General features: G+C 59.6%; 17 protein-coding genes and 1 pseudogene. 9 read left to right on the top strand and 9 right to left on the bottom strand.

The window, feature by feature from the left end; translation table 11 throughout:
* Together rsgA and ABIE53_RS15370 are read right to left on the bottom strand one after the other, a co-directional pair.
* On the bottom strand, positions 1-966 hold the full coding sequence (gene rsgA / locus ABIE53_RS15375; RefSeq protein WP_029967858.1) for a ribosome small subunit-dependent GTPase A: 966 nt from the start codon (positions 964-966) through the stop codon (positions 1-3).
* Positions 963-2,222: a M48 family metallopeptidase gene (locus ABIE53_RS15370; RefSeq protein WP_006052835.1), complete on the bottom strand. Its 1,260-nt coding sequence runs from the start codon at positions 2,220-2,222 to the stop codon at positions 963-965. Before ABIE53_RS15370 ends, rsgA begins: the two co-directional genes overlap by 4 nt.
* A gap of 154 nt (positions 2,223-2,376) precedes the next feature.
* Between ABIE53_RS15370 and orn the strand changes: the two genes are divergently transcribed.
* On the top strand, positions 2,377-2,988 hold the full coding sequence (orn, locus tag ABIE53_RS15365; RefSeq protein ID WP_029967855.1) for an oligoribonuclease: 612 nt from the start codon (positions 2,377-2,379) through the stop codon (positions 2,986-2,988).
* Between the two features lie 23 nt (positions 2,989-3,011).
* Here the strand turns inward: orn and mog are convergent, their stop codons facing one another.
* Together mog and yjgA are read right to left on the bottom strand one after the other, a co-directional pair.
* Entirely contained in the window at positions 3,012-3,668 is a 657-nt protein-coding gene (gene mog, locus ABIE53_RS15360) for a molybdopterin adenylyltransferase (protein WP_051153924.1), read from the bottom strand.
* Positions 3,649-4,266 carry a ribosome biogenesis factor YjgA gene (gene yjgA / locus ABIE53_RS15355; RefSeq protein ID WP_114156731.1) on the bottom strand — a complete coding sequence of 206 codons (618 nt, stop codon included), beginning with the start codon at positions 4,264-4,266 and terminating at the stop codon, positions 3,649-3,651. Before yjgA ends, mog begins: the two co-directional genes overlap by 20 nt.
* 244 nt (positions 4,267-4,510) lie before the next feature.
* On the opposite strand from yjgA, the gene pmbA reads away from it, so the two are divergent.
* Positions 4,511-5,881, top strand: a complete 1,371-nt coding sequence (pmbA, locus tag ABIE53_RS15350; protein ID WP_053858577.1) for a metalloprotease PmbA — start codon at positions 4,511-4,513, stop codon at positions 5,879-5,881.
* A 141-nt stretch (positions 5,882-6,022) separates the two neighbouring features.
* Here the strand turns inward: pmbA and ABIE53_RS15345 are convergent, their stop codons facing one another.
* Entirely contained in the window at positions 6,023-6,523 is a 501-nt protein-coding gene (locus ABIE53_RS15345) for a dihydrofolate reductase (protein ID WP_114156352.1), read from the bottom strand.
* Positions 6,524-7,306: 783 nt separating this feature from the next.
* On the opposite strand from ABIE53_RS15345, the gene ABIE53_RS15340 reads away from it, so the two are divergent.
* Together ABIE53_RS15340 and thyA are read left to right on the top strand one after the other, a co-directional pair.
* Positions 7,307-8,701 (top strand): sigma-54 dependent transcriptional regulator, encoded by a 1,395-nt coding sequence (locus ABIE53_RS15340; protein ID WP_006052841.1) that lies wholly within the window; start codon positions 7,307-7,309, stop codon positions 8,699-8,701.
* A gap of 297 nt (positions 8,702-8,998) precedes the next feature.
* Positions 8,999-9,769: pseudogene (thyA, locus tag ABIE53_RS15335) on the top strand (thymidylate synthase); the annotation flags it as partial.
* 425 nt (positions 9,770-10,194) lie between these two features.
* On the opposite strand, the gene ABIE53_RS15330 reads toward thyA, so the two are convergent.
* Positions 10,195-10,455 (bottom strand): helix-turn-helix domain-containing protein, encoded by a 261-nt coding sequence (locus ABIE53_RS15330; protein ID WP_192698783.1) that lies wholly within the window; start codon positions 10,453-10,455, stop codon positions 10,195-10,197.
* 222 nt (positions 10,456-10,677) lie between these two features.
* Between ABIE53_RS15330 and ABIE53_RS15325 the strand changes: the two genes are divergently transcribed.
* The 3 genes from ABIE53_RS15325 (at position 10,678) to ABIE53_RS15315 (ending at position 12,646) form a co-directional block, all read left to right on the top strand.
* Complete coding sequence (locus ABIE53_RS15325; protein ID WP_192698784.1) at positions 10,678-11,277, top strand: hypothetical protein; 600 nt, start codon at positions 10,678-10,680, stop codon at positions 11,275-11,277.
* Between the two features lie 19 nt (positions 11,278-11,296).
* Complete coding sequence (locus tag ABIE53_RS15320; protein WP_192698785.1) at positions 11,297-11,818, top strand: HAD domain-containing protein; 522 nt, start codon at positions 11,297-11,299, stop codon at positions 11,816-11,818.
* A 294-nt stretch (positions 11,819-12,112) separates the two neighbouring features.
* Entirely contained in the window at positions 12,113-12,646 is a 534-nt protein-coding gene (locus ABIE53_RS15315; protein ID WP_192698786.1) for a hypothetical protein, read from the top strand.
* A gap of 82 nt (positions 12,647-12,728) precedes the next feature.
* On the opposite strand, the gene ABIE53_RS15310 is transcribed toward ABIE53_RS15315, so the two are convergent.
* The 3 genes from ABIE53_RS15310 to ABIE53_RS15300 form a co-directional block, all read right to left on the bottom strand.
* Positions 12,729-14,489 (bottom strand): hybrid sensor histidine kinase/response regulator, encoded by a 1,761-nt coding sequence (locus tag ABIE53_RS15310; protein ID WP_192698787.1) that lies wholly within the window; start codon positions 14,487-14,489, stop codon positions 12,729-12,731.
* A 260-nt stretch (positions 14,490-14,749) separates the two neighbouring features.
* The gene (locus tag ABIE53_RS15305) at positions 14,750-14,965 is read right to left on the bottom strand and encodes a hypothetical protein (RefSeq protein ID WP_376915802.1); all 216 of its coding nucleotides are present in this window, start codon (positions 14,963-14,965) and stop codon (positions 14,750-14,752) included.
* Positions 14,966-15,044: 79 nt separating this feature from the next.
* Positions 15,045-15,560: a hypothetical protein gene (locus tag ABIE53_RS15300; RefSeq protein WP_192698788.1), complete on the bottom strand. Its 516-nt coding sequence runs from the start codon at positions 15,558-15,560 to the stop codon at positions 15,045-15,047.
* A 588-nt stretch (positions 15,561-16,148) separates the two neighbouring features.
* Between ABIE53_RS15300 and drmD the strand changes: the two genes are divergently transcribed.
* Together drmD and ABIE53_RS15290 are read left to right on the top strand one after the other, a co-directional pair.
* The gene (drmD, locus tag ABIE53_RS15295; RefSeq protein ID WP_376915500.1) at positions 16,149-19,052 is read left to right on the top strand and encodes a DISARM system SNF2-like helicase DrmD; all 2,904 of its coding nucleotides are present in this window, start codon (positions 16,149-16,151) and stop codon (positions 19,050-19,052) included.
* A gap of 3 nt (positions 19,053-19,055) precedes the next feature.
* Positions 19,056-23,327: an Eco57I restriction-modification methylase domain-containing protein gene (locus ABIE53_RS15290; RefSeq protein ID WP_192698790.1), complete on the top strand. Its 4,272-nt coding sequence runs from the start codon at positions 19,056-19,058 to the stop codon at positions 23,325-23,327.
* Positions 23,328-23,342 lie beyond the last annotated feature (15 nt).

Genomic DNA, 23,342 nt, shown 5'->3' with positions numbered 1-23,342 from the left:
TCAGCGCACGATCTGGCTGGCTTCATGCACGAGTTGCGCGTACAGCGCATGCCGTTCGCGACGGATGCGGCCGTCCGCGACCGCTTCGAGGATCGCGCAGCCGGGCTCGTGCAAGTGATGGCAGTTGTAGAAGCGGCAGTTAGGCAAGAGAGGCCGGAACTCCGGGAACGCGCGCTCGAGCCGGCCCTCGGTCAAATGATGCAGGCCGAATTCCTGGAAGCCAGGCGAGTCGATCAGCGCACCGTTCCCGCCGTTCCCTCCATCACCCGGCAGCGCGCCGGGCAACGGATAAAGCCGCGTAAACGTCGTCGTATGGCGCCCGCTGTTCAACGCGGTCGAAATCTCGCGCGTGGCGACTTCGGCGTTTGGAATCAGCAGGTTCACGAGCGTCGATTTGCCCATCCCCGACTGGCCGAGCAAGAGCGTCGAGTGGCCGTGCAAATGGTCGATCAACGTCGCGCGGGCGTCGTCGGGTTGCGTCTTGATCGACACTTCCAGGACCGTATAGCCGAGTGCACGATAGGGCTCGAGCCGTTTGCGGGCGCCTTCGAGCGAATCGGTCACGTCGATCTTGTTCAGCACGATCAGCGGCTTGAGCTCGTTGGCCTCGGCGGCGACGAGCGCGCGCCCGAGCAGGTCTTCGCTGAAGTGCGGTTCGGTCGCGAGCACGATCAGCAACTGGTCGAGGTTCGCGGCGAAGAGCTTCGACTTGTACTGATCCGAGCGATACAGCAGATTGCGCCGCTCGCCGATTTCGACGATCACGCCCTGGTCCGCGGACGTCGGCTCGTAAATCACGCGATCGCCAACCGCGACCTCGCTGCGCTTGCCGCGCGGGAAGCATTGCAGCAGCGCGCCGCCGTCTTCGGGCGCGACCAGATAGTGGCGGCCATGCGCGGCCACCACGAGGCCGCCTACGCGCGTGCTGGACGTTGCGCGCGGCGCTTTCGGAGAGCGGCCGCTCATGCGTGCCGCAACAGTCGGTCGATCCGCTGCGAAGCCGGCGGATGCGAGTAGTAGAACGCGGTGTAGAGCGGATCGGGCGTCAACGTGGACGCATTGTCTTCGTACAGCTTGACGAGCGCGTTGACGAGGTCTTGCGCATCCGTTTGCGTGGCGGCGAACGCGTCGGCCTCGAACTCGTGTTTGCGAGAAGTCAGGCTGCCAAGCGGCGTGACGAAGAATACGAACACCGGCAGCGCGAGGAAGAACAGCACGAGCGCAAGACCGCTATTGCCGCCGATGAGCGACGGCCTCACGCCCAGTCCTTCATAGAACCAGACCTGCTGCGTGAGCCAGCCGAGCAGCGCGAGCATCGCGAGGCTGATCGCGAACGTGACGAGCATCCGCTTGATCACGTGACGACGCTTGAAATGGCCGAGCTCGTGCGCGAGCACGGCCTCGATCTCGCTGCCCGACAGGCGCGCGAGCAGCGTGTCGAAAAACACGATGCGCTTGGCCGCGCCGAAGCCCGTGAAGTACGCATTGCCGTGCGCCGAGCGGCGGCTGCCGTCCATCACGAAGAGGCCCTTGGCCGCGAAGCCGCAGCGCTTCATCAGCGCTTCGATGCGGCTTTTCAGCGCTTCGTCCTTAAGCGGCTCGAACTTGTTGAAAAGCGGCGCGATAAACGACGGATACAGCACCAGCACGAGCATCTGAAAGACGACCCAGACGATCCACGTCCACAGCCACCAGAAGCTGCCCGCCTGGTTCATCAGCCACAGCACGACAAAGAGCAGCGGCAGGCCGAACGCGGCGCCGAGCAGCACGCCCTTCAAACGGTCGACGACGAAAATCCGCTTGCTCATCCGGTTAAAGCCGAAGCGTTGCTCGATCACGAACTGACGGTAGTAGTCGAATGGCAGATCGATCGCGCTGGTGATCGCGATCACTGCCGCGACGAGTGCAATCTGGCCGACATAGCCGCGGCCGAGCCAGTCGGTGATCGCCAGATCGAGCGCCTGCACGCCGCCGAGCAGCGTGAGGCCGATCAGCACCGCCGCGCCGACGACGATCTCGATCATCGTGAGACGCGTGCGCTCGACGGTGTAGTCGGCGGCGCGCTGGTGCGCGGTGAGCGCGATGGTGCCGGCAAACTGGCTCGGCACCTGCTCGCGATGGCGCGCGACGAAGCGGATTTGCCGCGACGCGAGCCACAGCTTGGTGCCGACCATCGCCACGACGGCGACGACGAACAGGACGGTGAAGTACAGGGTAGGCATCCGTGGATTCCGTGGTATCTATGCGAGAATTATATGTTTCTTCCCGCGTCGCAGCGGGGGCCGGCTTAAACCATCCATAACCATTTCACACGAACGATCGCCGCGGCGTCCGGGCTTTCACCAAGCTCGCGGCCGGGCCGTCAAGGTTGCCTTCATGACTGACATCCTCCAATCCCCTGCACCAGTGCCGCTCGTGCGCAGCGACATGAACCTCGTCTGGCTGGACATGGAAATGACCGGGCTCGATCCGGACTCCGACCGCATCATCGAAATCGCCGTGGTGGTCACGAATTCGACGCTGGACAGAATGGCCGAAGGTCCGGTTCTCGCGATTCATCAGAGCGACGAGACGCTCGCCAAAATGGACCAGTGGAATCAGAACACGCATGGTCGTTCCGGGTTGATCGACCGTGTGAAGGCGTCCACCGTCAGCGAAATCGAGGCCACCGAACAGATCCGCGCATTTCTCGCGCAGTACGTGCCGCCCGGCAAATCGCCGATGTGCGGCAACTCGATCTGCCAGGACCGCCGCTTCATGGCGCGCTGGATGCCCGAGCTCGAGACGTTCTTCCACTACCGCAATCTGGACGTGAGCACGCTGAAGGAACTCTGCCGCCGCTGGCAGCCCGCGATCTACAAGGGTTTCCAGAAGCGCGCGATGCACACGGCGCTGGCCGACATCCACGAGTCGATCGACGAACTGAAGTACTACCGCGAACACTTCCTCATTCCGCCGGCGCCCGACGCCTCGATGAACGCCGAATAACCGGCGAGCGAGCGCGAAATAAGTCAGGCCGGCCTCGGCGCGCGCACCGCGTTCTTCGGCCGGAACGCTTTCACGACCTCGGCGTTGGTCTCGACATACGGCCCGCCGATCAGGTCGATGCAGTACGGCACCGCGGCGAAAATGCCCGGCACCTTCACCGCGCCTTCTGCATCGCGCAAGCCTTCCAGCGTTTCCTTGATCGACTTCGGCTGGCCCGGCAGATTGACGATCAGCGCCGCGTGGTCCGCCGTTTCGCGGATCACCGCGACCTGGCGCGACAGGATCGCGGTCGGCACGAAATTCAGGCTGATCTGCCGCATCTGCTCGCCGAATCCCGGCATTTCCTTGGTAGCGACGGCAAGCGTCGCCTCGGGCGTCACGTCGCGCCGCGACGGGCCGGTGCCGCCGGTGGTCAGCACGAGGTCGCAGCCGACTTCATCGACGAGCTCCGCGAGCGTGGCGGAGATGGTCGGCGCGTCGTCCTGGATCAGGCGCGTGACGACCTGCCACGGCGAACTCAAGGCCGCGCCGAGCCATTCCTGCAGCGCCGGGATGCCCTTGTCCTCGTACACGCCGGTGGACGCGCGGTCGCTGATCGACACTAGGCCAATCAGGATCTCGTCGGGATGATTGCGCACGAGCTTGTGATTGCCTGGCGAGTCAGGCGTCGCGGTCGTCATCGTCGTCTTCCTCGGCGTCAGCGTCTGCGTCTGCGGCATCGGTCGCGGCGGCGGGGCCGTCCGCGTTCTTGATCCACTGGAACAGCTCGCGGAAATAGCGCGGCGGCTTGTTCTGCTGCGCCTCTTTGCGCGCATTGCGAATCAGCGTGCGGCCTTGCTGCGGATCCGCGTTCGGATGCTGGCGGATGAATTCGGTCAGCGCGGCGTCGTCGGCGAGCAGCTTGTCGCGAGTGCGCTCGATCCAGTGCAGCTTGGCCGTTTCCGCCTTGTTGACGCCGTTGTAGGTGTCGAGCGCGGTGCGCAGCGCGGCGGTTTCGTCGTCGAGCAGCGAGCGCATTACGCGGCCGACGTACTGAAGCTGACGGCGCTTGCCTTCGTGGTCGGTGATGCGGCGCGCCTCGCGCACGGCGTCGTCGAGCTTTTCGGGCATCGGCATGCGCTTGAGCGCGTCTTTCGGCAGCGCGATCAGCGCCTCGCCCAGCTCCTGCAGCGCGTGCATTTCGCGCTTCAACTGGGACTTGCTCGGACGGTCGTAGCCGTTCTCGTCGACTTCCGGCTCGGCGGATTCGATGGGTTGAATGCGGGTTTTGCGTGTCATGCCGATATTGTAGCGTGCCGGGCCCCGCAAGCCCGCCGCCGCGCCGTATAGAGCGGCGCGCGCGCTGCGGAAAACCGCGCTGCGAATGCCAGGTGCGCGAGCGCTTAGCTTGCTATGATCGCGGGATGCTTCAACGATGCTCATGCGCCCGTCATGCGCAGATTCGGCGCACGCAATCGCGCGGCACGCGAACACGCATGGGCGAACACCCGGGCCGCTCGGCCCCAAAAGGACGGCAACGACAATGGCAGCAGACATGGACGTCAAGCAGCGCTTTTTTCCGCATACCCAGGATGAACTGAAGGAAATCGCCTCGGACATCCTTCGTCACGCGAAGTCGCTCGGCGGCACCGACGCGGCGACCGAAATTTCCGAAGGCGACGGCCTGTCCGTCTCCGTGCGGCGCGGCGAAGTCGAAACGATCGAGCACAACCGCGACAAGATGGTCGGCGTGACGGTGTTCATCGGCAACAAGCGCGGCAACGCGAGCACTTCCGATTTTTCGTCGCAAGCGCTGAAGGACACGGTCGCGGCGGCGTACAACATCGCGCGCTTCACGGCCGAAGACGATTGCGCGGGCCTCGCCGAAGCCGAGCTGCTCGAAACGGAGCCGCGCGATCTCGATCTCTATCACCCGTGGAATCTGTCCGCCGACGAAGCCGTGGAAATCGCCCGTCGCGCGGAAGACGCCGCGTTCGCGACCGATCCGCAGATCAAGAACTCGGAAGGCGCGAGCGTGTCGGCGCAGCACTCGCAGTTCGTGCTCGCCACGTCGCGCGGCTTTCTTGCGGGCTATCCGTACTCGCGGCATTACATTGCGTGCGCGCCGATTGCCGGCAGCGGCCGCAACATGCAGCGCGACGACTGGTACACGTCCACGCGCAGCGCCGAACAGCTTGCCGATCCGGAAGCGGTTGGCCGTTACGCGGCGCAGCGGGCGCTCGCGCGCATCGGCGCGCGCGGTCTGGATACGCGCAAGGTGCCGGTGCTGTTCGAGGCGCCGCTCGCCGCCGGTCTGCTCGGCGCGTTCGTGCAGGCGACGAGCGGCGGCGCGCTGTACCGCAAGACGACGTTTCTCGTCGACAGTCTCGGCAAACCGGTGTTCGCCCCGCATGTGCAGATCGTCGAAGATCCGCATGTGCCGCGCGCGATGGGCAGCGCGCCGTTCGACGAGGAAGGCGTGCGCACGCGGCAGCGCTCGGTCGTGAAAGACGGCGTCGTCGAAGGCTATTTCCTGTCCACTTACTCCGCGCGCAAGCTCGGCATGCAGACCACCGGCAACGCCGGCGGCTCGCACAACCTGTCGCTGCAGAGTTCGAGCACGCGTCCCGAGGACGACTTCGAGGAGATGCTGCGCAAGCTCGGCACCGGCCTTTTGCTGACTGAACTGATGGGGCAGGGCGTGAACTATGTGACGGGCGACTATTCGCGCGGCGCGTCGGGCTTCTGGGTCGAGAACGGCAAGATCCAGTATCCGGTCGAGGAGATCACCGTCGCGAGCACGCTGCAGGAGATGTTCCGCCATATCGTCGCGATCGGCGCGGATACCATCACGCGAGGCACCAAGCAGACTGGCTCGGTGCTGATCGAGCGGATGACGATCGCGGGGCAGTAAGCGGTTTCACTGTTGCGGCGGCGCTCGCTACGGGCGCCGCAGACGAAAACGCCACGCCTGGCTTGCGTGGCGTTTCGCTTTTGACGGCGCGCTTCATGGCTCGCTTCATGGCGCGAGTCGGTGCTTCATGAGGCCGCGGCCTCAGCGTTTTTTGCGCTTATACGTCACGAACGCATAGTCGAAATCGTTCGGCGCGTGCGCGCGATGCGTTTCGTGCGCGACTTCTTCCCACTCGTCCGGGTCGACGGCGGGGAACGTCGCGTCGCCCTGGAAATCGGCCGAGATCTCGGTGACGATCAGCTTGTCCGCGAGACGCAGCCCTTCCACATACAACTGCGCGCCGCCGATCAGAAACGCTTCCGGCGCCTGGTCTTGCGCCGCGAGCTTCAGCGCTTCGCCGAGCGTGGTCGCGGCGTCGCAGCCCTGGAAGCGCCGCGTGGCGTCGCGTGTCACGACGATGTTGCGGCGTCCCGGCAGCGGCCTGCCGATCGACTCATGCGTCTTGCGGCCCATGATGATGGGCGCGCCCATCGTCGTGCGCTTGAAAAACGCGAGGTCTTCGGGAAGTCGCCAGGGCAACTGGTTGTCGCGGCCGATCACGCCGTTATTGGCGCGAGCGACGATCAGGGTGAGCGTCGTCATCGAATGGAAGGGGGAACGTAATCGGATCGATTCTACCTGAGCGAAGCGCCGCGGCCGCCGACGGAGCCGGCAGCGGCAACGGTAGCGGCGGAGCGACCTCGTCCCACAAGGTCACGCGCGCGCTTTTCGCACGCGCCGGTCGTGGCGCGCCGCGAGTCCCGATCCGCGGAATCGGCATCGTGATCGTCCGACAAAGTACCGCATGCGTTGCAATCCGTGCCCGACGGACGCGCAACCGAAGTGTTCGCATAATGACTCTCCAGATGCAGGCAATTAGCGAAACACGTGCCACCGGGCGCAATCCCTTGGTGGGTCGGGTTGCAACTTCTTGCTCGCGCAATCCGATAAAAGGAATCGGCTGTAAACGTTTCAGGTCTGAAACGGCGAGAAGAAAATACCTATTAACTGTTAATTGCAGCGGTATGAACTACCTCCAGCGCTATGTATGAGAGAACCGCTTCCCACAATTGGTTATTCGTAAGTTGATTACTTATTTATCCCCGCGCGCGCCTTGCTGGACAAGGGCAGCCGGATTAAATTCGCATAATTGTTTTCCAAGCGGCGCGCGTATAGTAAGCTCTCGGAAAGAGCTTCAAATTTAAAAAAGCCCGCTAACGGGCCGTCTCAAACACACACGCCGCTTTCTGGGGATCAGCTGTCCGCACGGAATGGAATGGCCGTTCGGTTTTTGCTATTTGCGAATCCCGAATGTGCCAGCGTGTCTGAATTGCGGTTCAGGTGCGTGCATCATCCTTAACGTTCGTTGACGAGAGGATCTGAATAATGGAACCCGCAACGCGGCAACTGATTTACGTTTCGCGAGAGCCAAGCGCGGAACTGAACACCCGCTTTCACCAGCGTGGCTGGCATGTGGAAGTGGTGGGATCGGCGCGCGACGCGCGCCGGGCCGTACGCGCCGGTTCGGCAGCGGGTGGCCTGCTTGATCTGTCCAGTCATTTCCAGCCGCATGAAATCGCCGCTTTCGAATCCTGCCTGACCATGCCGAACGTCGGCTGGGTCGCCGCGACCATGCCCGGCCAACTCCAGGACGCGGCGCTGCGCCGCCTCGTGCGCGATTATTGTTTCGACTATGTGACCGTGCCGTATTCCGGCGACCGGATCGTCGATTCCGTCGGCCATGCATACGGCATGATTTCGCTCGGCGAACCGGCTTCGAACGACGGATCGCAAGGCGCAGAAGGCGAAATGGTCGGCTCGTGCGACGCGATGCTCGCGCTGTTCCGTTCCATCCGCAAAGTTGCGATGACCGATGCGCCGGTCTTTATCTCCGGCGAATCGGGCACCGGCAAGGAACTCACGGCGGTCGCGATTCACGAGCGTTCGTCGCGGCGCAATGCGCCGTTCGTGCCGATCAACTGCGGCGCGATCCCGCCGCATCTGCTGCAGTCCGAACTATTCGGCTACGAACGCGGCGCGTTCACGGGCGCGAATCAGCGCAAGATCGGCCGCGTTGAAGCGGCCAACGGCGGCACGCTGTTTCTCGACGAAATCGGCGATCTGCCGCTCGAAAGCCAGGCGAGCCTGTTGCGCTTCCTGCAGGAGCGCAAGGTCGAGCGGCTCGGCGGTCATAGCGCGATCGACGTCGACGTGCGGATCATTTCCGCCACGCACGTCGACATGACGGCGGCCATGATCGAAGGCCGTTTCCGCTCGGATCTTTACCATCGGCTGTGTGTGCTGCAAATCGACGAGCCGCCGCTGCGCGCGCGCGGCAAGGATATTGAACTGCTCGCGCGTCACATGCTGGAACGTTTCAAGAAAGACGCAAGCCGGCGGCTGCGCGGCTTTGCGCCCGACGCGATCGCGGCTTTGCACAACTACGGCTGGCCGGGCAACGTGCGCGAGCTGATCAACCGCGTGCGGCGAGCCATCGTGATGTCCGAAGGACGCGCGATCACGGCGCGCGATCTGGAGTTGGCCGAGTACGTCGAGATCGTGCCGGTCTCGCTCGCGCAAGCGCGCGAAGCCGCCGAGCGTCAGGCTATCGAACTCGCGCTGTTGCGGCATCGCGGGCGTCTTGGCGACGCCGCGCAGGAGCTCGGTATTTCGCGCGTCACGCTATACCGGCTGCTCTGCTCGCACGGCATGCGTCATATGGAAAGCGAGCCGCTTTCGGCGCCGAACGGTACGTTGCCGGCATCGGTGCCGCATCTCTGAGCTGAGGGGCGGGCTTTACCGGGCGTTGCGTCTGTGAATGAGCGCCGCTGCGGGTGCTGAGTTGCGCCGCGGCGGCGACTTGCGGGTGCGCCTGCGTAGTGTTGGCGTTGCGCGCGTTCGCCTCGCCTCGCCCCGATCCTGGTTCCGTCTGTTCTCACCACTGCTCATCAGTTCCCGTCTGTCGCATCGCGGCGGCGGCGCCATGTCGCCGCGCTTGGTAAAATCGGGTTTTCCGCTCAATCTCGCGGCACGCCGGCTGTAGCGTGCGCCGGCCTGCGCCGCGTCGAAGGAACCCGCATGAAACAATACCTGGACCTCGTCCGCACGATTCTCGACACTGGCTCGTGGCAGGAGAACCGCACCGGCATTCGCACGATCAGCATGCCGGGCGCCATGTTGCGCTTCGATCTCCAGCAAGGTTTCCCGGCGGTGACGACGAAGAAACTCGCGTTCAAGTCCGCCGTGGGCGAACTGGTCGGTTTCCTGCGCGCGTCGCGCAGCGCGGCGGATTTCCGCGATCTCGGCTGCAAGGTGTGGGACGCCAACGCGAACCAGAACCCGCAGTGGCTGGCCAACCCGTATCGCGAGGGGCCCGACGATCTCGGCGATGTCTACGGCGTGCAATGGCGTCAATGGCCGGCGTACAAGGTGCTGGACGCCGCGGCGAGCGCGCAGCTTGCCGACGCGACCGCGCGCGGCTTTCAAGTAGTGACGGAGTTCGACGAAAACGGCAGCCGCAAGGTGCTGCTGTACAAGGCAATCGATCAGTTGCGCCAGTGTCTCGACACGATCATGCAGAACCCGTCGGACCGGCGAATTCTGTTTCATGCGTGGAACCCGGCCGTGCTGGACCAGATCGCGTTGCCCGCGTGCCATCTGCTTTATCAGTTCCTGCCGAACGTCGCGCGCAAGGAGATTTCGCTGTGCCTGTACATCCGCAGCAACGATGTCGGGCTCGGCACGCCGTTCAATCTGACCGAGGGCGCGGCGTTGCTGCATCTGGTCGGCCGCCTGACGGGCTATACGCCGCGCTGGTTCACGTACTTTATCGGCGACGCGCACATCTTTGCGGAACCAAAGTTAGTACCAACCTACCACTGATACTGGCTTCCAGCCAATTCTTGGGTGGCATTTCTATAAAAACTACCACCACTCGACCGAAAAGCATCGAATACCGTTCGTACGGCACACGCCCCTTGGCGGTTCAGTGGCCGTTGTCTTTTAGAGACAATCCTCATAGCCTCATTGAGCACGAGATTCGGTTTTTCGCCTCTTATTTTACGTTTACGTAAAGGTAAAGATTAGCTCCCGCATAGATTTAGCGCGGTCATATTGGAAGCGGAGGGATGACGGAGATGGCAGAGCTGTCCGGGTGCCCTCATCTTGTAACAATCGCCAGAGGCGAAATTCGTTGGCGCGCCCCGAGCGCCAGACGTAACCCGATTTCAAGTTTGCCGACCCAGCCAATTGACAATTTTTGGTCGAACAGTCTGTCAGCTATCCGAGGGTGGTGCGACGTACGCTTTCAAAAAAACTTCGGGACTTTCGCCCAGTGCATCCGCTATGCGCTGCACGCTGTCTAGAGACACGTTACGCACTGAGCGTTCGACGTGGCTGATGTACGTGCGGTGAAACCCGCAGAGCACACTTAGTTGTTCTTGGGAGAGTTTTTTCTCTTGCCGTAGACGACGCACGTTTTCGGCGAAGCGTCGTCGTAACCAAGGGTCGGCGACAGTGTTATCAATTTCTTCCATGCCCGGAGCGTCGCCGAACACAGCTTTCTAGTCTACTCCATACGAGTCTACTGCGTTTGAGTCTACTGCGTTTACATCTACTGCGTTTGAGTCTACACTGAGTCCTGAAGTCGGGCGCGCTTTCCGGCGTCAATTTCTTCTGACCGTCGAACTGAACAACCGTCGCCACTCCTTAAGGAGCAGTTTTGCCCCCTACTTGGCCCCGAGAAGCCAGGGTCCCTTATGGTCTACATTCATTTTTGCGTGAGCGGTGTGCTCGGCACGTTGGGTACGCATTCGCCTGTGACGACACGAGAAGGAGAGATTGCGGCAACCCGCTCACTCGAACGCGATGTGTTGTTGTTGGCGAATACGCTGAAAGCCTATCCTGGAGCGGTAGTCGTCATTGGCAACGATTGGCCCTTCAGCTACGACCTTGAAAAGGTGCGGCGCGCGAGTCGTCCTTTCGGTCAGCGGGTTGTAAACGTGGTAAATACAATTGGTTCTACTAAGGAGGCTGCGGTGCTTGATTTTATGGAGGGGCGCAACGACCTCTTTCTCATTGTGGCATCCAATGACTACGAGTTTTCCGAGTTGACCGTCGCCCAACGTATAGATGTCGACCATAAGAGCGGCTTTGATGAGGCAGCGCGTGTACAACTCGAGGCAAGGCTGGATGCGCTAAAAGAGGACGTCACGCGACCGCTATCTGATGACGAAGTTTTGAGGGCGAGCGTTAGTCGTTCTGCTTTACGCCGCGCAAGAAGATACATCGCGCCGATGCGTGCTGCTGAAGATTTGCAGTTTCAGCGTAGCCTCCGCTCGCTCATGGCCGGAGGGTGAATAAGTGCGGAGATATTAAATGACGGCACGAAAGATTCTGTTTCTTGACATCGACGGGGTCCTGCATCGTGGAATCGCACGTAGGTCTGGCGACCGTGTTGTGAGCAGCGCTCCAGGAGTCATAGAGCTTTTTGAGTTTGCGCCGGCGCTAGACGAACTGCTGCGCCCGTATCCTGATATCGAAATCGTCCTGTCGAGCGACTGGGCGCTGGTCCTCGGGATTGAATTTACGCGGAACGCTATTCCCTCACTACTACTGCGTGACCGCATCGTAGGTGCAACGTACGAAGGCTCCATATTCAACGCTTATTTTTGGTCCGTGGTGCCGCGCGGGGACCAGGTTCTGGACTATGTGAGTAGACACTCACCCATGACATGGCTAGCCGTCGACGACCGCGCCGATGGATTCGCAGCGCACCGACATCAGCTTATTCACTGCGAGACAGACGTCGGCCTTGGCGACCCGGCAGTTGTAGAGCAATTCCGCTACCGGTTGAAAGAATACTTTTCCGACACTTCCAGAGTCGACATAGGTGAATAAGTCCATTGTGGACGGGAGACGTCGGAGCGAGACTCATAGCCGAGGACATGGTGGTAAGCGAAACCGACGTTTGAGGCGGGAACTCAACGAGGCTATCGACCAAGGCCTCAGGCCTCACATCGATGCAATGACTCCACGCTGCTACGTAATGCTGATGACTATGTCAAGTAGCGAGTTGGGTCGCGCGTTTAAGAACGCGTTGCGAGATGAACTGTACGAATGGCGTCGCAATGCGAAGTCAGCAGCACATCCAGCGCCAGCGCTACGGCGTAGACTGAGACGCTGAGTCACCCCTTGAACAAGGAAGGATTCGACAAGATGGAACGCAGTGGCACGCCCGGGCAAAGCGCAGAACAATCAGGTCAGCAAGTAGCACCGCTCGTCCGAGTCTCCGAAGCCGGTTGGTTTCACATTCGGTTCGAAGTGAAAAACGGCAATGCCGCATCGCAGGGTGCTTTTATCGCTCAGACGTTACCTAAGCTGCGAGCTCTGCTAGGCAAGGGAAACGGCGAGGTGCCAATTCTCCATCTTTTTTCGCAAAAATTCGATAAGACATTCGCGCTCAGGCGCGTAGTGGGATACAGGGCGCTAAGAGGTACCAACCTGCATATGTTTGAGCTAGAAGACGGACATTCCGTGCTCTGGTGTTCAAGTAGTGACGAGGAGGGGCCATGCGCCGAAGTCGATGAACTGGTAGCCATTGGTCGACTTGCCGATACCTCCGCGCTCACTACGCAGACTGACAGTACAGCACGTGAAAACGATAGACGCTCCACAATTGCGCTTTGCACCCCTCAAGAGGTTCAAGCTCCCCGTGACCGCCGGTGAATAAATAGGTGCACCAAGGGCTGCACCGGTCAAGAGTAAGTTCTCGTGAACGCCGAGGTCCGTATCGCCGGGAGAAGGTGCGTTAACTGCGCAGCACTTCACCCAAGTCCTCGAGAGACGGTGGCTTCACTAGATAGCACTCAAAGTCGTCCGAAAAACGTTCGGCTATTTCCGTCGAGGCGTATCCAGAGAGCGCTACCAAGCGGGTCGAGGCGCACTGCGGACATTGCTTCAGCAGACGCGCCAGCTCGTGACCGTCCATGCCGGGCATGTTGATGTCAATCAAGGCCACATCTGGCGCAAAGAATTCAACGAGTGCCAGGGCTTCCGGTCCGCTCTGTGCACGCTTCACCTCGTGGCCGTCCAGCGTCAGCAATATCGCCAGCGCTTCAGTCGCATCGGGAATATCGTCGACAAGCAGAATGCGGGCAGGCGGTATCCCATGGGAGGTCGGTGCCGCGTGAGCAACCTGGCTTCGGCAAACAATGGGCAGGCGCATGATGACTTCCGTGCCCTTGCCTTCGCCGTCGCTGTGAACTGCAATCTCGCCTTGGTGCGCATTTACCAGATACCTGACGACGGACAATCCGACGCCGAGGCCTCCTTCTGCGCGCATGCGCACGTCAGGAGCTTGTGTGAACAAGTCAAAGACATGTGGCAGCAACTCAGGAGCGATGCCAATGCCGGTGTCGCGAATGGTGATAATGACTTCCCTCGGCGTTGAATCATGTTCAGGAATTGTCTCGGGGTCGGGGGCCTCAACGCGGAGAACGATTTCGCCGTCACCGCCCGAGGGCGTGTACTTGACCGCGTTCCCCAGCAGGTTCGATAAGACCTGCGTCAGGCGGCCGGCGTCGGCAAACACCGTCACCGGATACGGCGGCTGTTCGGCACGTAACCGATGCTGGCGTTTCTCGGCCTCCACCCGGACAGTGCCCATCGCATCCGTTACGATGTCGCCAAGCAGACCATAGGTGCGGCGTACAGCCAGCTTGCCGGTCCTGATGCGTGAGGCGTCCAGCAGGTCGCTCACGATGCGCTTTAGTTGTGCCACCTGTCGATTGGCAACGGCCAAGGCGGACAGCACTGCAGGACTGCCGGCGGCCAGCTTCTGCGCAGCTGCCAGTGCGCTGTCTACAGGAGCGAGCGGACCACGCAGTTCATGACCCACCAACGCGATGAAATTGTCTTTGTTGGCTTCTGCTTCGGCAAGCGCGCGTCTCGCGGCCTCGGCCTCCGCAGCTCTTGCTTCGGCGTCGGCGTTCGCCTGCCTGATGCTCAATGCTGCGCACGTAAAGTTCGCCAGGCTTGTCAGGATTCGACGATGTTCGTTGTCAAAGCAATGCGCTTCGTCGTGCGACATTACCCATAGCGCGCCCCACGGCTCAGGTGTGCCTGGAACCGGCACCACGAGTTCTTCTGTAATTTCCGGCTCGATGTCGGCAAGGCAAGCAAACTGGCGTTTCGGCGAAGCAAAGAGCTGCGGTGAATCGAGCTCGAGCGTCACACCTGCAGGGCTCTCGTTTGAGGGAAGGATGCGGTCTACATATGCTGCGCACCGGCCAGATACGGCAACCCACCGAAACGTGGAATGCTGCGTAACATTACGGTCCCGTAAACTGATGCCCGCGCTACCGGCACCGCAAAGCGCCAAGGCCATGTCGACAAGTGTTTGAAGCATGACGGCATCCGATGCCCCCAGTGCTTTGGCCAGGTTATGCAGTGCCGCATTTTCAGCCGCGTAATCGGGTGCGCGGTGCGGCCGCGCGTCGAGTATCTCGGTGGCAAGCATCTGCGCGCGCTGCGCATCGCCAGCTGCATCGGAATGTGACAGCCTAGGCATACCTTCGTCTCGCGGAGTCTAGGATTTTGGAAGGTAAGACGTCAACGCACCAATTCTAGTTCGGCATTTTTGACTGAGCTACCTGACACGCATATGTGGGCACGCAACATCGCTGAAACGGGACTAACAATCAGCGTGTCGGCGCTTCTTGACGAACGGACCGTACTACCGTGCCCACCGACGAAGCGTGAATCAGCAGATGTATCCGGCGGTGCCAATTCCCGTTCGGCCCACGCGCCGGGTTCTAGCCTGCACTCGCGCTAACCGTGGGTATCGACCCACGCTCTTGCCCAAGCTAGCCCCGCGTACTGTGCTTCCTCCGAATCAAACAGCTCCAGGACCCCGGAAGTGCAGATGAGCTTGTTACCCCGGATGATGGTTCCGCCACCCGCATAGCGCTTTGGCGTCAGAAGCTCTGCCTGTTGTGCAATTGCGTGACCCCACAAGTCGTAGCCTTTGTATGTATCTCGTTCCATCGTTCGACCACTGAGTTCACTTGGTGTGAAAAGAAACTGCCTCCGTCTTGGGTAACTTTCGACCACCTTCATGTCGGCATCAGCGTCGCTCCCAGCGAATGGGGCCGATTCTCTGTAGCTCCTGCATCAACCTGCGGCGAATTCTGCCCAAGGATTTACGCGCATCGTCCACCGTGGCGTATTCCTTCCGCAGATGCCAGTAGCCCTCGCCCGCCATCGCCTCCAGTTCAGACAACGCATAGCGGCCGGTTTGCACCTCGAGCGCGAGCCGACCTACTACCTCCCGTGGATGGCGGTTCCAGATGCGGCGCAACTCTTCGTCGAGCGGTGTAACGAACGGGGGCAGGCCGTACCTGCATCGTTCGGCGCGCGCGCGGCGCTCGCGATGCCAAGGTAAATCGGCCGCCGGTGGGTCCACAACTGGACCTGCCGTGAGCATCCGGTCTCGCTTCGTATGCTCGAGCCGGTAGACGCATATGTCGTAGGCGTACCAGTCGGACCGGGCTTCCTCATCGGTAAGCCATATCGGCGTGGGCACAAACCGAGCCTTGACCTCGTCCCAGACTGCCCACTTGTATTCCCAAACTGGCTCCATGACCTTACAAGATTACTGTATGAATGTACAGTATATCCGGGCACGCGAGTAGATGGGCGCGATGTAGCGCCTCGATGTAAGCCGTGTGTCCGAACTATGCGTGTCGTCAGGAGGCATCGGCGTAGGGCCTCCCGGCGGCTCATGCCGCGACGGCGTGTACAAAGGTTTCCGGGCACCTATTATTCACCTCATTTAGGCTGCTCGCCGCGCCGGGCCAACGGATTTCTCGTGGTTTCTCCACTACCTCCTTCTCAAATGCTGTGTTTTGGCCCGAAAATGCAGCCCTGACCTGCTTAAGATAAGAAGCTATGACCATCGTTGAGTCCATAGGGGTGCCAGTCAGTGGCCAGCTGGTATCGGTTCGTAACCGAAGGTACGTTGTTACTTCGGTAGCCGCTAGCGGCATGACCGATTCCGCCAGTCGCCAAAATCTGGTCTCGCTTTCGAGCGTGGAAGACGATGCGGCCGGCGAAGAACTGCGGGTGATATGGGAGTTGGAGCCCGGTGCTTCGATTCTCGAGCGGGCGTCGATGCCGGAGGTAACGGGGTTCGACGAACCGGAAGCGTCTCGACGCGTTCCTCAATGCCGTGCGCTGGGGTGCCGTCGCTCAAGGCGATACCCGAACGCTTCAGGCACCCTTCCGCAGCGGTGTTGAAATCGAGGACTATCAACTCGACCCATTGGCTCGCGCCATTCAAATGCCTCGCGTCAACCTACTGATTGCGGATGACGTCGGTCTAGGGAAGACCATCGAAAGCGGCTTGGTCATCCAGGAGATGATGCTGCGCCACCGGGCGAGAACGGTGCTAATCGTCTGTCCGTCCGCAATCCAGATTCAGTGGCGCGACCAGATGCGGGACAAGTTCGGACTCGAATTCCGCATCGTGGACAGTGATTTGATGAAGGACCTTCGTCGGACCCGTGGTTTGAATGTGAACCCATGGACACATTTTCCGCGCCTCATCACATCCATCGACTTTCTCAAGCGTGAACGGCCGCTACGACTGATGCGAGAGGCGTTGCCCGCACCTGGGCAGCCGATTTACCCGCGCCGGTTTGACCTGCTGGTTGTCGACGAAGCCCACAACGTAGCACCGGCAGGTACTGGGCGATACGCGACCGATTCGCAACGGACGGCGGCAGTTCGCCTGTTGACGCCACACTTCGAGCATAAGCTTTTTCTGTCGGCAACACCCCATAACGGCTATACGGAAAGTTTTTCTTCTTTGCTCGAACTGCTGGACAATCAGCGATTCGCGCGCAGTGTCCGACCGAATCCGGAGCAGCTGGCAGCAATCATGGTTCGACGGCTGAAGCGCGAGCTGCCACCACGATGGGACGGAACGCCCCGGTATCCGGAGCGCATCATCGAACCTTTGGAAGTGCCATATGCCGACGCCGAGCGGGCAGCCCACCGGGCGCTCGTCCGGTATACGGAGCTGCGTACTCGAACTGCACAGGACGACGCGGAGCGCTTTGCGAGTGAGTTCGTAATGAAATTGCTTAAGAAGAGACTCTTCTCTTCACCGGAGGCATTTCGCCTCACGCTCGAGAAGCATCTTGACTCGCTCCGAAGCGCGCGTCGGTCCACTGGCCACAAGCAACAACCAGTCGTGGGTATTCTGCGTCGCCAGGTCGAAGCGCTAGACGAGGATGCGGCCGACGATAGCGAGCTGGATTTCGCAACAGATGAAGTTGTCGATTCGGCGGTCGCACTCTTCAGTCCCCTGACTGACGAAGAGGAGCAACTGCTCGCCGAAATGCGTTCTTGGGCAACCGACGCTTCAATGAGGCCAGACGCAAAAGCAGCAGAAATGATTTCTTGGCTGAAGTCGACGCTTTTTTCCAATGGAGGCTGGAGCAGCGAACGCGTCATCATATTTACGGAGTACCGTGCGACGCAGAAGTGGCTGCAGGGCGTACTCGCCTTCAACGGATTCACCGGCGAAGACCGAGTAATGACAATGTACGGCGGTATGCATAGTGATGACCGCGAACGTGTGAAGGCAGCGTTCCAGACATCGCCGGACAAATCACCTGTTCGTATCCTGCTTGCGACCGATTCCGCGTCGGAAGGTATCGACCTACAAAATTACTGTTCGCGCCTCATACACTACGAGATTCCGTGGAATCCGAATCGTATGGAGCAACGCAATGGCCGAATAGACCGGCATGGTCAGCGCCAACGGCACGTGATGATTTACCACTTCGTCGGTAAAGGGTATCGCCAAAATGCCCGGATTGGGGCCGAGTCTGCGCCGGGAGACTTAGAGGCCGACCTCGAGTTCCTCATGCGCGCTGCTCAGAAGGTGGAAAACATCCGCGAAGACCTAGGGAAGGTCGGCCCGGTTATTTCCGCGCAAGTCACTGAGGCGATGCTTGGGCGTCGCAGACACCTCAATACGGAGCAGGCTGAGCGCGATAGCGAGGCTTCGCGGAAGCTACTTCGAGTCAGGCACGACCTTCGGGCCCAGCTTCAGCAGCTTCACGAGCAACTTAACGAGACAAAGCGCGAACTGCATCTAGACCCAGACAACATTCAGTCGGTCGTGGAGGTGGGATTGTCACTGGCCGGACAACTGCCCCTGCGAGAGGCTTCTCTCGAAGGCGTCTGGCCTGACCCGACAGGGAAGCGCAAAAAGTGTCCAGTCTTTCGACTGCCCAATCTCACGGGGTCTTGGAGTCACGCGACCGAAGGGTTGCGGCATCCACACACGAAGGAAGTCCGCCCGATTGTCTTCGACCATACCCTTGCGAGCGGTCGAGACGATGTCGTTCTCGCACACCTAAATCACAGACTCGTTCAGAACTGTTTGCAGCGATTGCGGGCGGAGATTTGGTCCGTTGCCGGTCATCATCGGCTTCACCGTGTCACCGCCCGAGTGATTCCGAACCAAATGTCCGATGTTCCTCTTGTTATCGCCCACGGTCGACTGGTCGTACTCGGCGGGGACAACAAGCGCATTCACGAGGAAATCATTTTCGCAGGCGGCGAGCTACGAGAAGGGCGCTTTGCGCGAATTCCACAAGTTGGCCGCCTGGAGCAGGTGCTGGGCGTTGCCACGCTTCAATCGCCCACGGAATCGCTGCAGCAACGTCTGACAGAGCTCTGGCCAACCCACGAGGAGGCGGTGCTTCGTTCGCTCGAGGCCCGCATGAAGGATAGGACTGAGACGTTACAGAATCGACTCGATGAGCGAGCTACCCGTGAAATTGGTGCGATGCGCGCTGTGTTGGGCGAGTTGCAGACGAGCATCCGTTCACAGTTGCATGAAGTCACCCCTCAACTTGAGCTCTTCTCAACGCCGGAGAAAGAGCAGTTTGAGCGGGACCGCAGCGCGTTGGAGCGGCGTCTCGATGAGCTACCGGAAGAAATGAAACTAGAAGAAAAAATTATCTTGGCACGATATGCGGAGCCGAACCCGCGCCTTTTCCCTGTATCAGTGACCTACCTGATTCCCGAAGTCCTTGCTCGCCAGGGAGCGGCCTAAGTCATGTCCATTGCTCGCCAACATAACGAATGGTTGTCGCTAATTGAGGTTTCTGGACCGTTTCTTTCCTTGCCCGTGTTGTTACGAGTGTTTCCCCAAGGGCTGGACGCGCATGACTCGGAGACGTCCAAGAACGTTCGTCTCGCATTCGCCGAATGGGAAGAGCATCGGCAGGAAGTCGCGATTCACACGGCATGGGTCGAACTCGTGCTTAAGCGCACACTTGGCTATCCGGAGGACTATTTTCTCAAAGGGCAGGCGTTGCCCGATGGCTTAGAGGCGCGCCTTCACGAGCACGGCGAAACTCTGCGGCCGACATATGCGCTTAAGGCACCAACTGAAACGTTTCCTCGCATGTTGGTAAGCGTATATTCGGCGAGCCAAGCGCTGACGAAGCCGGTAGCCGGTGCTGCATGGAAGACCGGGTCGCCTGACACACGCATGATGGCGTTGCTGCACGCGACCGGAGTTCCACTCGGTCTTGTGACCAATGGAGAGAAGTGGCTCCTGGTTGCGGCGAAGCCTGGTGAGACCACGAGTTACGTTACATGGGATGCGGGCTTGTGGTCGGAGGAACCGCTTACGCTCCAAGCATTCGTTTCTCTGCTTGGAGTTGCACGCTTTTTCGGCGTGGCTGAGAGTGAGACCCTTCCCAACATGCTCGCGGAAAGCGCGCTAAATCAGCAGGAAGTCACTGACCAACTTGGTCAGCAGGTCTTGAAGGCAGTTGAGGTATTAATTCAAGCGCTTGACCGCATCGACAACGAGCAGCAAAGGCGACTACTGCGGGGCATCGGGGAGAAAGAGCTGTATCAAGCCGCTCTCACGGTCATGATGCGCTTGGTCTTCTTGTTTTCGGCGGAGGAGCGCGGGCTTCTTCTTCTCGGTGACGCATTGTACGACCGTCACTACGCCATCTCGACGCTGCGCGACCAGCTCCGCGAGGTAACTGACGAGCAACTCCTCGAGTATCGGCATGATGCGTGGGCTCGACTGTTGGCTACTTGTCGCGTCATCTATGGCGGTGTTGAGCACGAAGCAATGCGTCTTCCCGCGTATGGAGGGGGCCTTTTTGACCCAGACCGGTATCCATTTCTCGAAGGGCGAGATGCAGGTGCGATGTGGGTAGACGTGCCCGCTGAACCTCTTCCCATCAGCAATCGTACTGTATTGCACCTATTAGAGTCGTTGCAATTTCTGCGCGTCCGCTTGCCCGGTGGTGGAGTTGAGTCGCGTCGCCTCTCGTTCCGCGCACTAGATATCGAACAGATAGGTCATGTGTATGAGGGGCTACTGGACCATACCGCAAAACGCGCCCAATCGACGGTACTTGGCCTCAAAGGGGGAAATGGCGATATTGAGCTATCGCTCGATGAACTCGAGGACCTTGCTTGCCGAGGGGAAGACGTTCTGGTTAGCTTTCTAAAGGAAAAAACGGGCCGCACGCCTGCTGCGATTCGGAAGGCGTTAGCCCAAGCAGAGTCCGCTGACTCTTTGAGGTTGCGAACTGCGTGCGGCGATGAAGACAAGCTTTATGAAAGTATCAAACGATTCCACTTGCTGATGCGCGAGGACGCTAATGGATATCCAATAGTCATTCATCAAGGGAGCATCTACGTTACGTTTGGAGTTGACCGTCGCAGCACGGGAACGCACTACACGCCACGTACCCTGACAGAAGCAGTCGTGAAGACTGCGTTGGAGCCCCAAGTTTACGAGGGCGTCGACCATGGCGCGGAACCAGCGCTGGTGCGACTCAAGGCACCGGCCGAAATTCTTCGGTTAAAGGTGTGCGACTTTGCCTGTGGTTCGGGGGCATTCCTTGTGCAGGTGTGCCGATATTTGTCGGAACGATTGGTCGAAGCATGGGCGCAAGCCGAGTCGCAGCAACCTGGCGTACGGTTGACTGTTCCTGAGGCGCTGGAAACAAGTTGTCGTCATACTGAGCAACTGCTACCCGCCGAGCTAGACGAACGACTCGCCGTCGCTCGCCGCTTGGTCGCGGAGAGGTGTATCTATGGCGTGGATGTCAATCCGATGGCGGTTGAGATGGCAAAGCTATCTTTGTGGCTAGTGACATTGCACCGCAATCGGCCGTTCACGTTCCTAGACCACGCAATTAAATGTGGCGACAGTCTAGTGGGTTTGCACTCGGCAGGGCAAATTGCGAGCTTCCATCTCCTTCCGTCGCGAGCGCATAAACGCTTGCACGACTACGTCAAGCAACACTATGAACAGCTATTGCATGATGCAAGATTAAAGCGCGAAGAACTGGAGAGCTTTACCGTGCTTGGTATTACCGACGCCGAGGCCAAGCAATTGCTTAATCAAGAGGCCGAAGCAGCCCTCGAGGGGGTGAGAGTACTGGCTGACCTCGTTGTTGGCGCTGGGATGTGGGCGGCAGGCACGAACATTTCGCGTAGCTTCAAGCTCCTAGACACGAAGTTGGATGAGCTTTTGCTTGACGCTGGTGCTGTTATGAACGGTGAAAGTGGCAACGCATCCGATAAGTACAGGGGACTATCGTCGCTTCAACAAGCTGCGAACTCTTTACTTAACACGTCGTGGTCTGCGGACAACAGGAGAACGTTTCATTGGTTAGTCGAGTTTCCGGAAGTGTTTTTGCGAACCGAAAATCCGGGCTTCGATGCAATTGTCGGAAATCCTCCGTTTGTCGGCGGTAAGAAGATTTCGGGATTGCTTGGCGACAACTACCGTGATTACCAGATTCTTTTCGCTGCGGACGGAAGAAAGGGACATGCCGACCTATGCGCTTATTTTTTCCTTCGAGCAGCGCAATTGGTCAAAGTCGACGGAAATATCGGACTTCTGGCCGTCAACACTATCGCGGAGGGCGATACTCGCGAGGTTGGTTTAGAGGCAATGCTTCAAACCGGAGAGTCAATCTATGCTGCGACACCGAACTTCCCATGGCCGGGCGTAGCAGCAGTCGAGGCGAGCGCGGTGTACATCCGGAAGGGCAAGTGGCAAGGCCGATTTAGGTTGAACGAGGCGGACGTCCCTACCATTTCTGCTTTTTTGTCAGGGGAGGAAGAGTGGAGTCCGATGCGCCTTAAGAGCAATCAAGACAAGTCGTTCATTGGGTCGTACGTTTTGGGTATGGGATTTACCATGAGCGAGGCGGACGCGAATGCTTTGATTGAAATGGACCCAAGGAACGCGCAGGTGCTCTTTCCATACATGAATGGCGAAGACCTAAATTCAACGGCGGACCAACGGCCGTCGAGATGGGTCATCAACTTCTGGGATTGGCCGTTGGCCAGAGACGCGGACGGTAAATGGGGCGACGCAGACGAAGCACAACGCGCGCGATGGATTCAAAATGGAAGTGTGCCGCTTGACTATCCAGAAGCGGTTGCTGAGGATTTTCAAGAAGTCTGTGCCATAGCCGAGAGCAAGGTGAAGCCGGACCGCCAACGAAAGAACGATGATGGAAGCTTCGCACTTCGGAAGCCGTTGCCGCAACGCTGGTGGCAGTACGCGGATAAGCGCCCCGCGCTATATCACGCCATCGGGCGCGGTGCCGTCTTCGCGCGACATCCTGAAACGTGGCAGCAAAGTATGCCACCCTTGGACATGGTCCTCACCTATGCGCGTCACAGCAAGCATTGGTGTCCGGACATGGTGCCGAGTGACATGGTGTTTTCTGATGCGCTTGGCGTGAACGCAATGGGCGCGTACTGCGATTTTGCATTGTTGCAATCGTCAGTCCACGGCGAATGGGCGTGGAAGCTTGCGTCCAGCTTGGAATCTCGACTGAGGTATACGCCGAGTGATGTTCTCGAACCCTTCCCGTTTCCTGCCGAGTACAGTCATCTTGAGCAACTGGGGGCCGAATACTTTCAGGTGCGCAGAGAAATTATGCTGGAGGAAGGTATCGGCCTTACGCAAACATATAATTTATTCCACACCTGCGAGTGCACAGCAACTAACGTTGTGCGGCTAAGACGGCTTCAGGCAGCTATTGATGACGCGGTAATTGCGGCATATGGCTGGCACGACATCGAACTCAAACATGATTTCTATGCCGTTGATTACCTCCCGGCCAATGACCGCATTCGTTTCACGATAAGCGACGACGCACGACTGGAAATAATTCGAAGGCTCATGCGCTTGAACAGGGAGCGATATGAGTTTGAGCAAAAAATGGCTACAGTGGTCGATGAAGAGGTGGCCGCTGACCGCAGCCGCATCCGCAAGCGTAGCAATCAAGCCCAAGCCAATGCGGCGGGATTGCAAGCGGACTTGTTCTAAATCTAGCCACACGCA

Source organism: Paraburkholderia sp. OAS925 (genome assembly GCF_040543975.1).
GTDB lineage: Bacteria > Pseudomonadota > Gammaproteobacteria > Burkholderiales > Burkholderiaceae > Paraburkholderia > Paraburkholderia graminis.
Note: the sequence above shows the minus strand (reverse complement) of the source record. Positions and strands in the feature narration are given on the sequence as shown.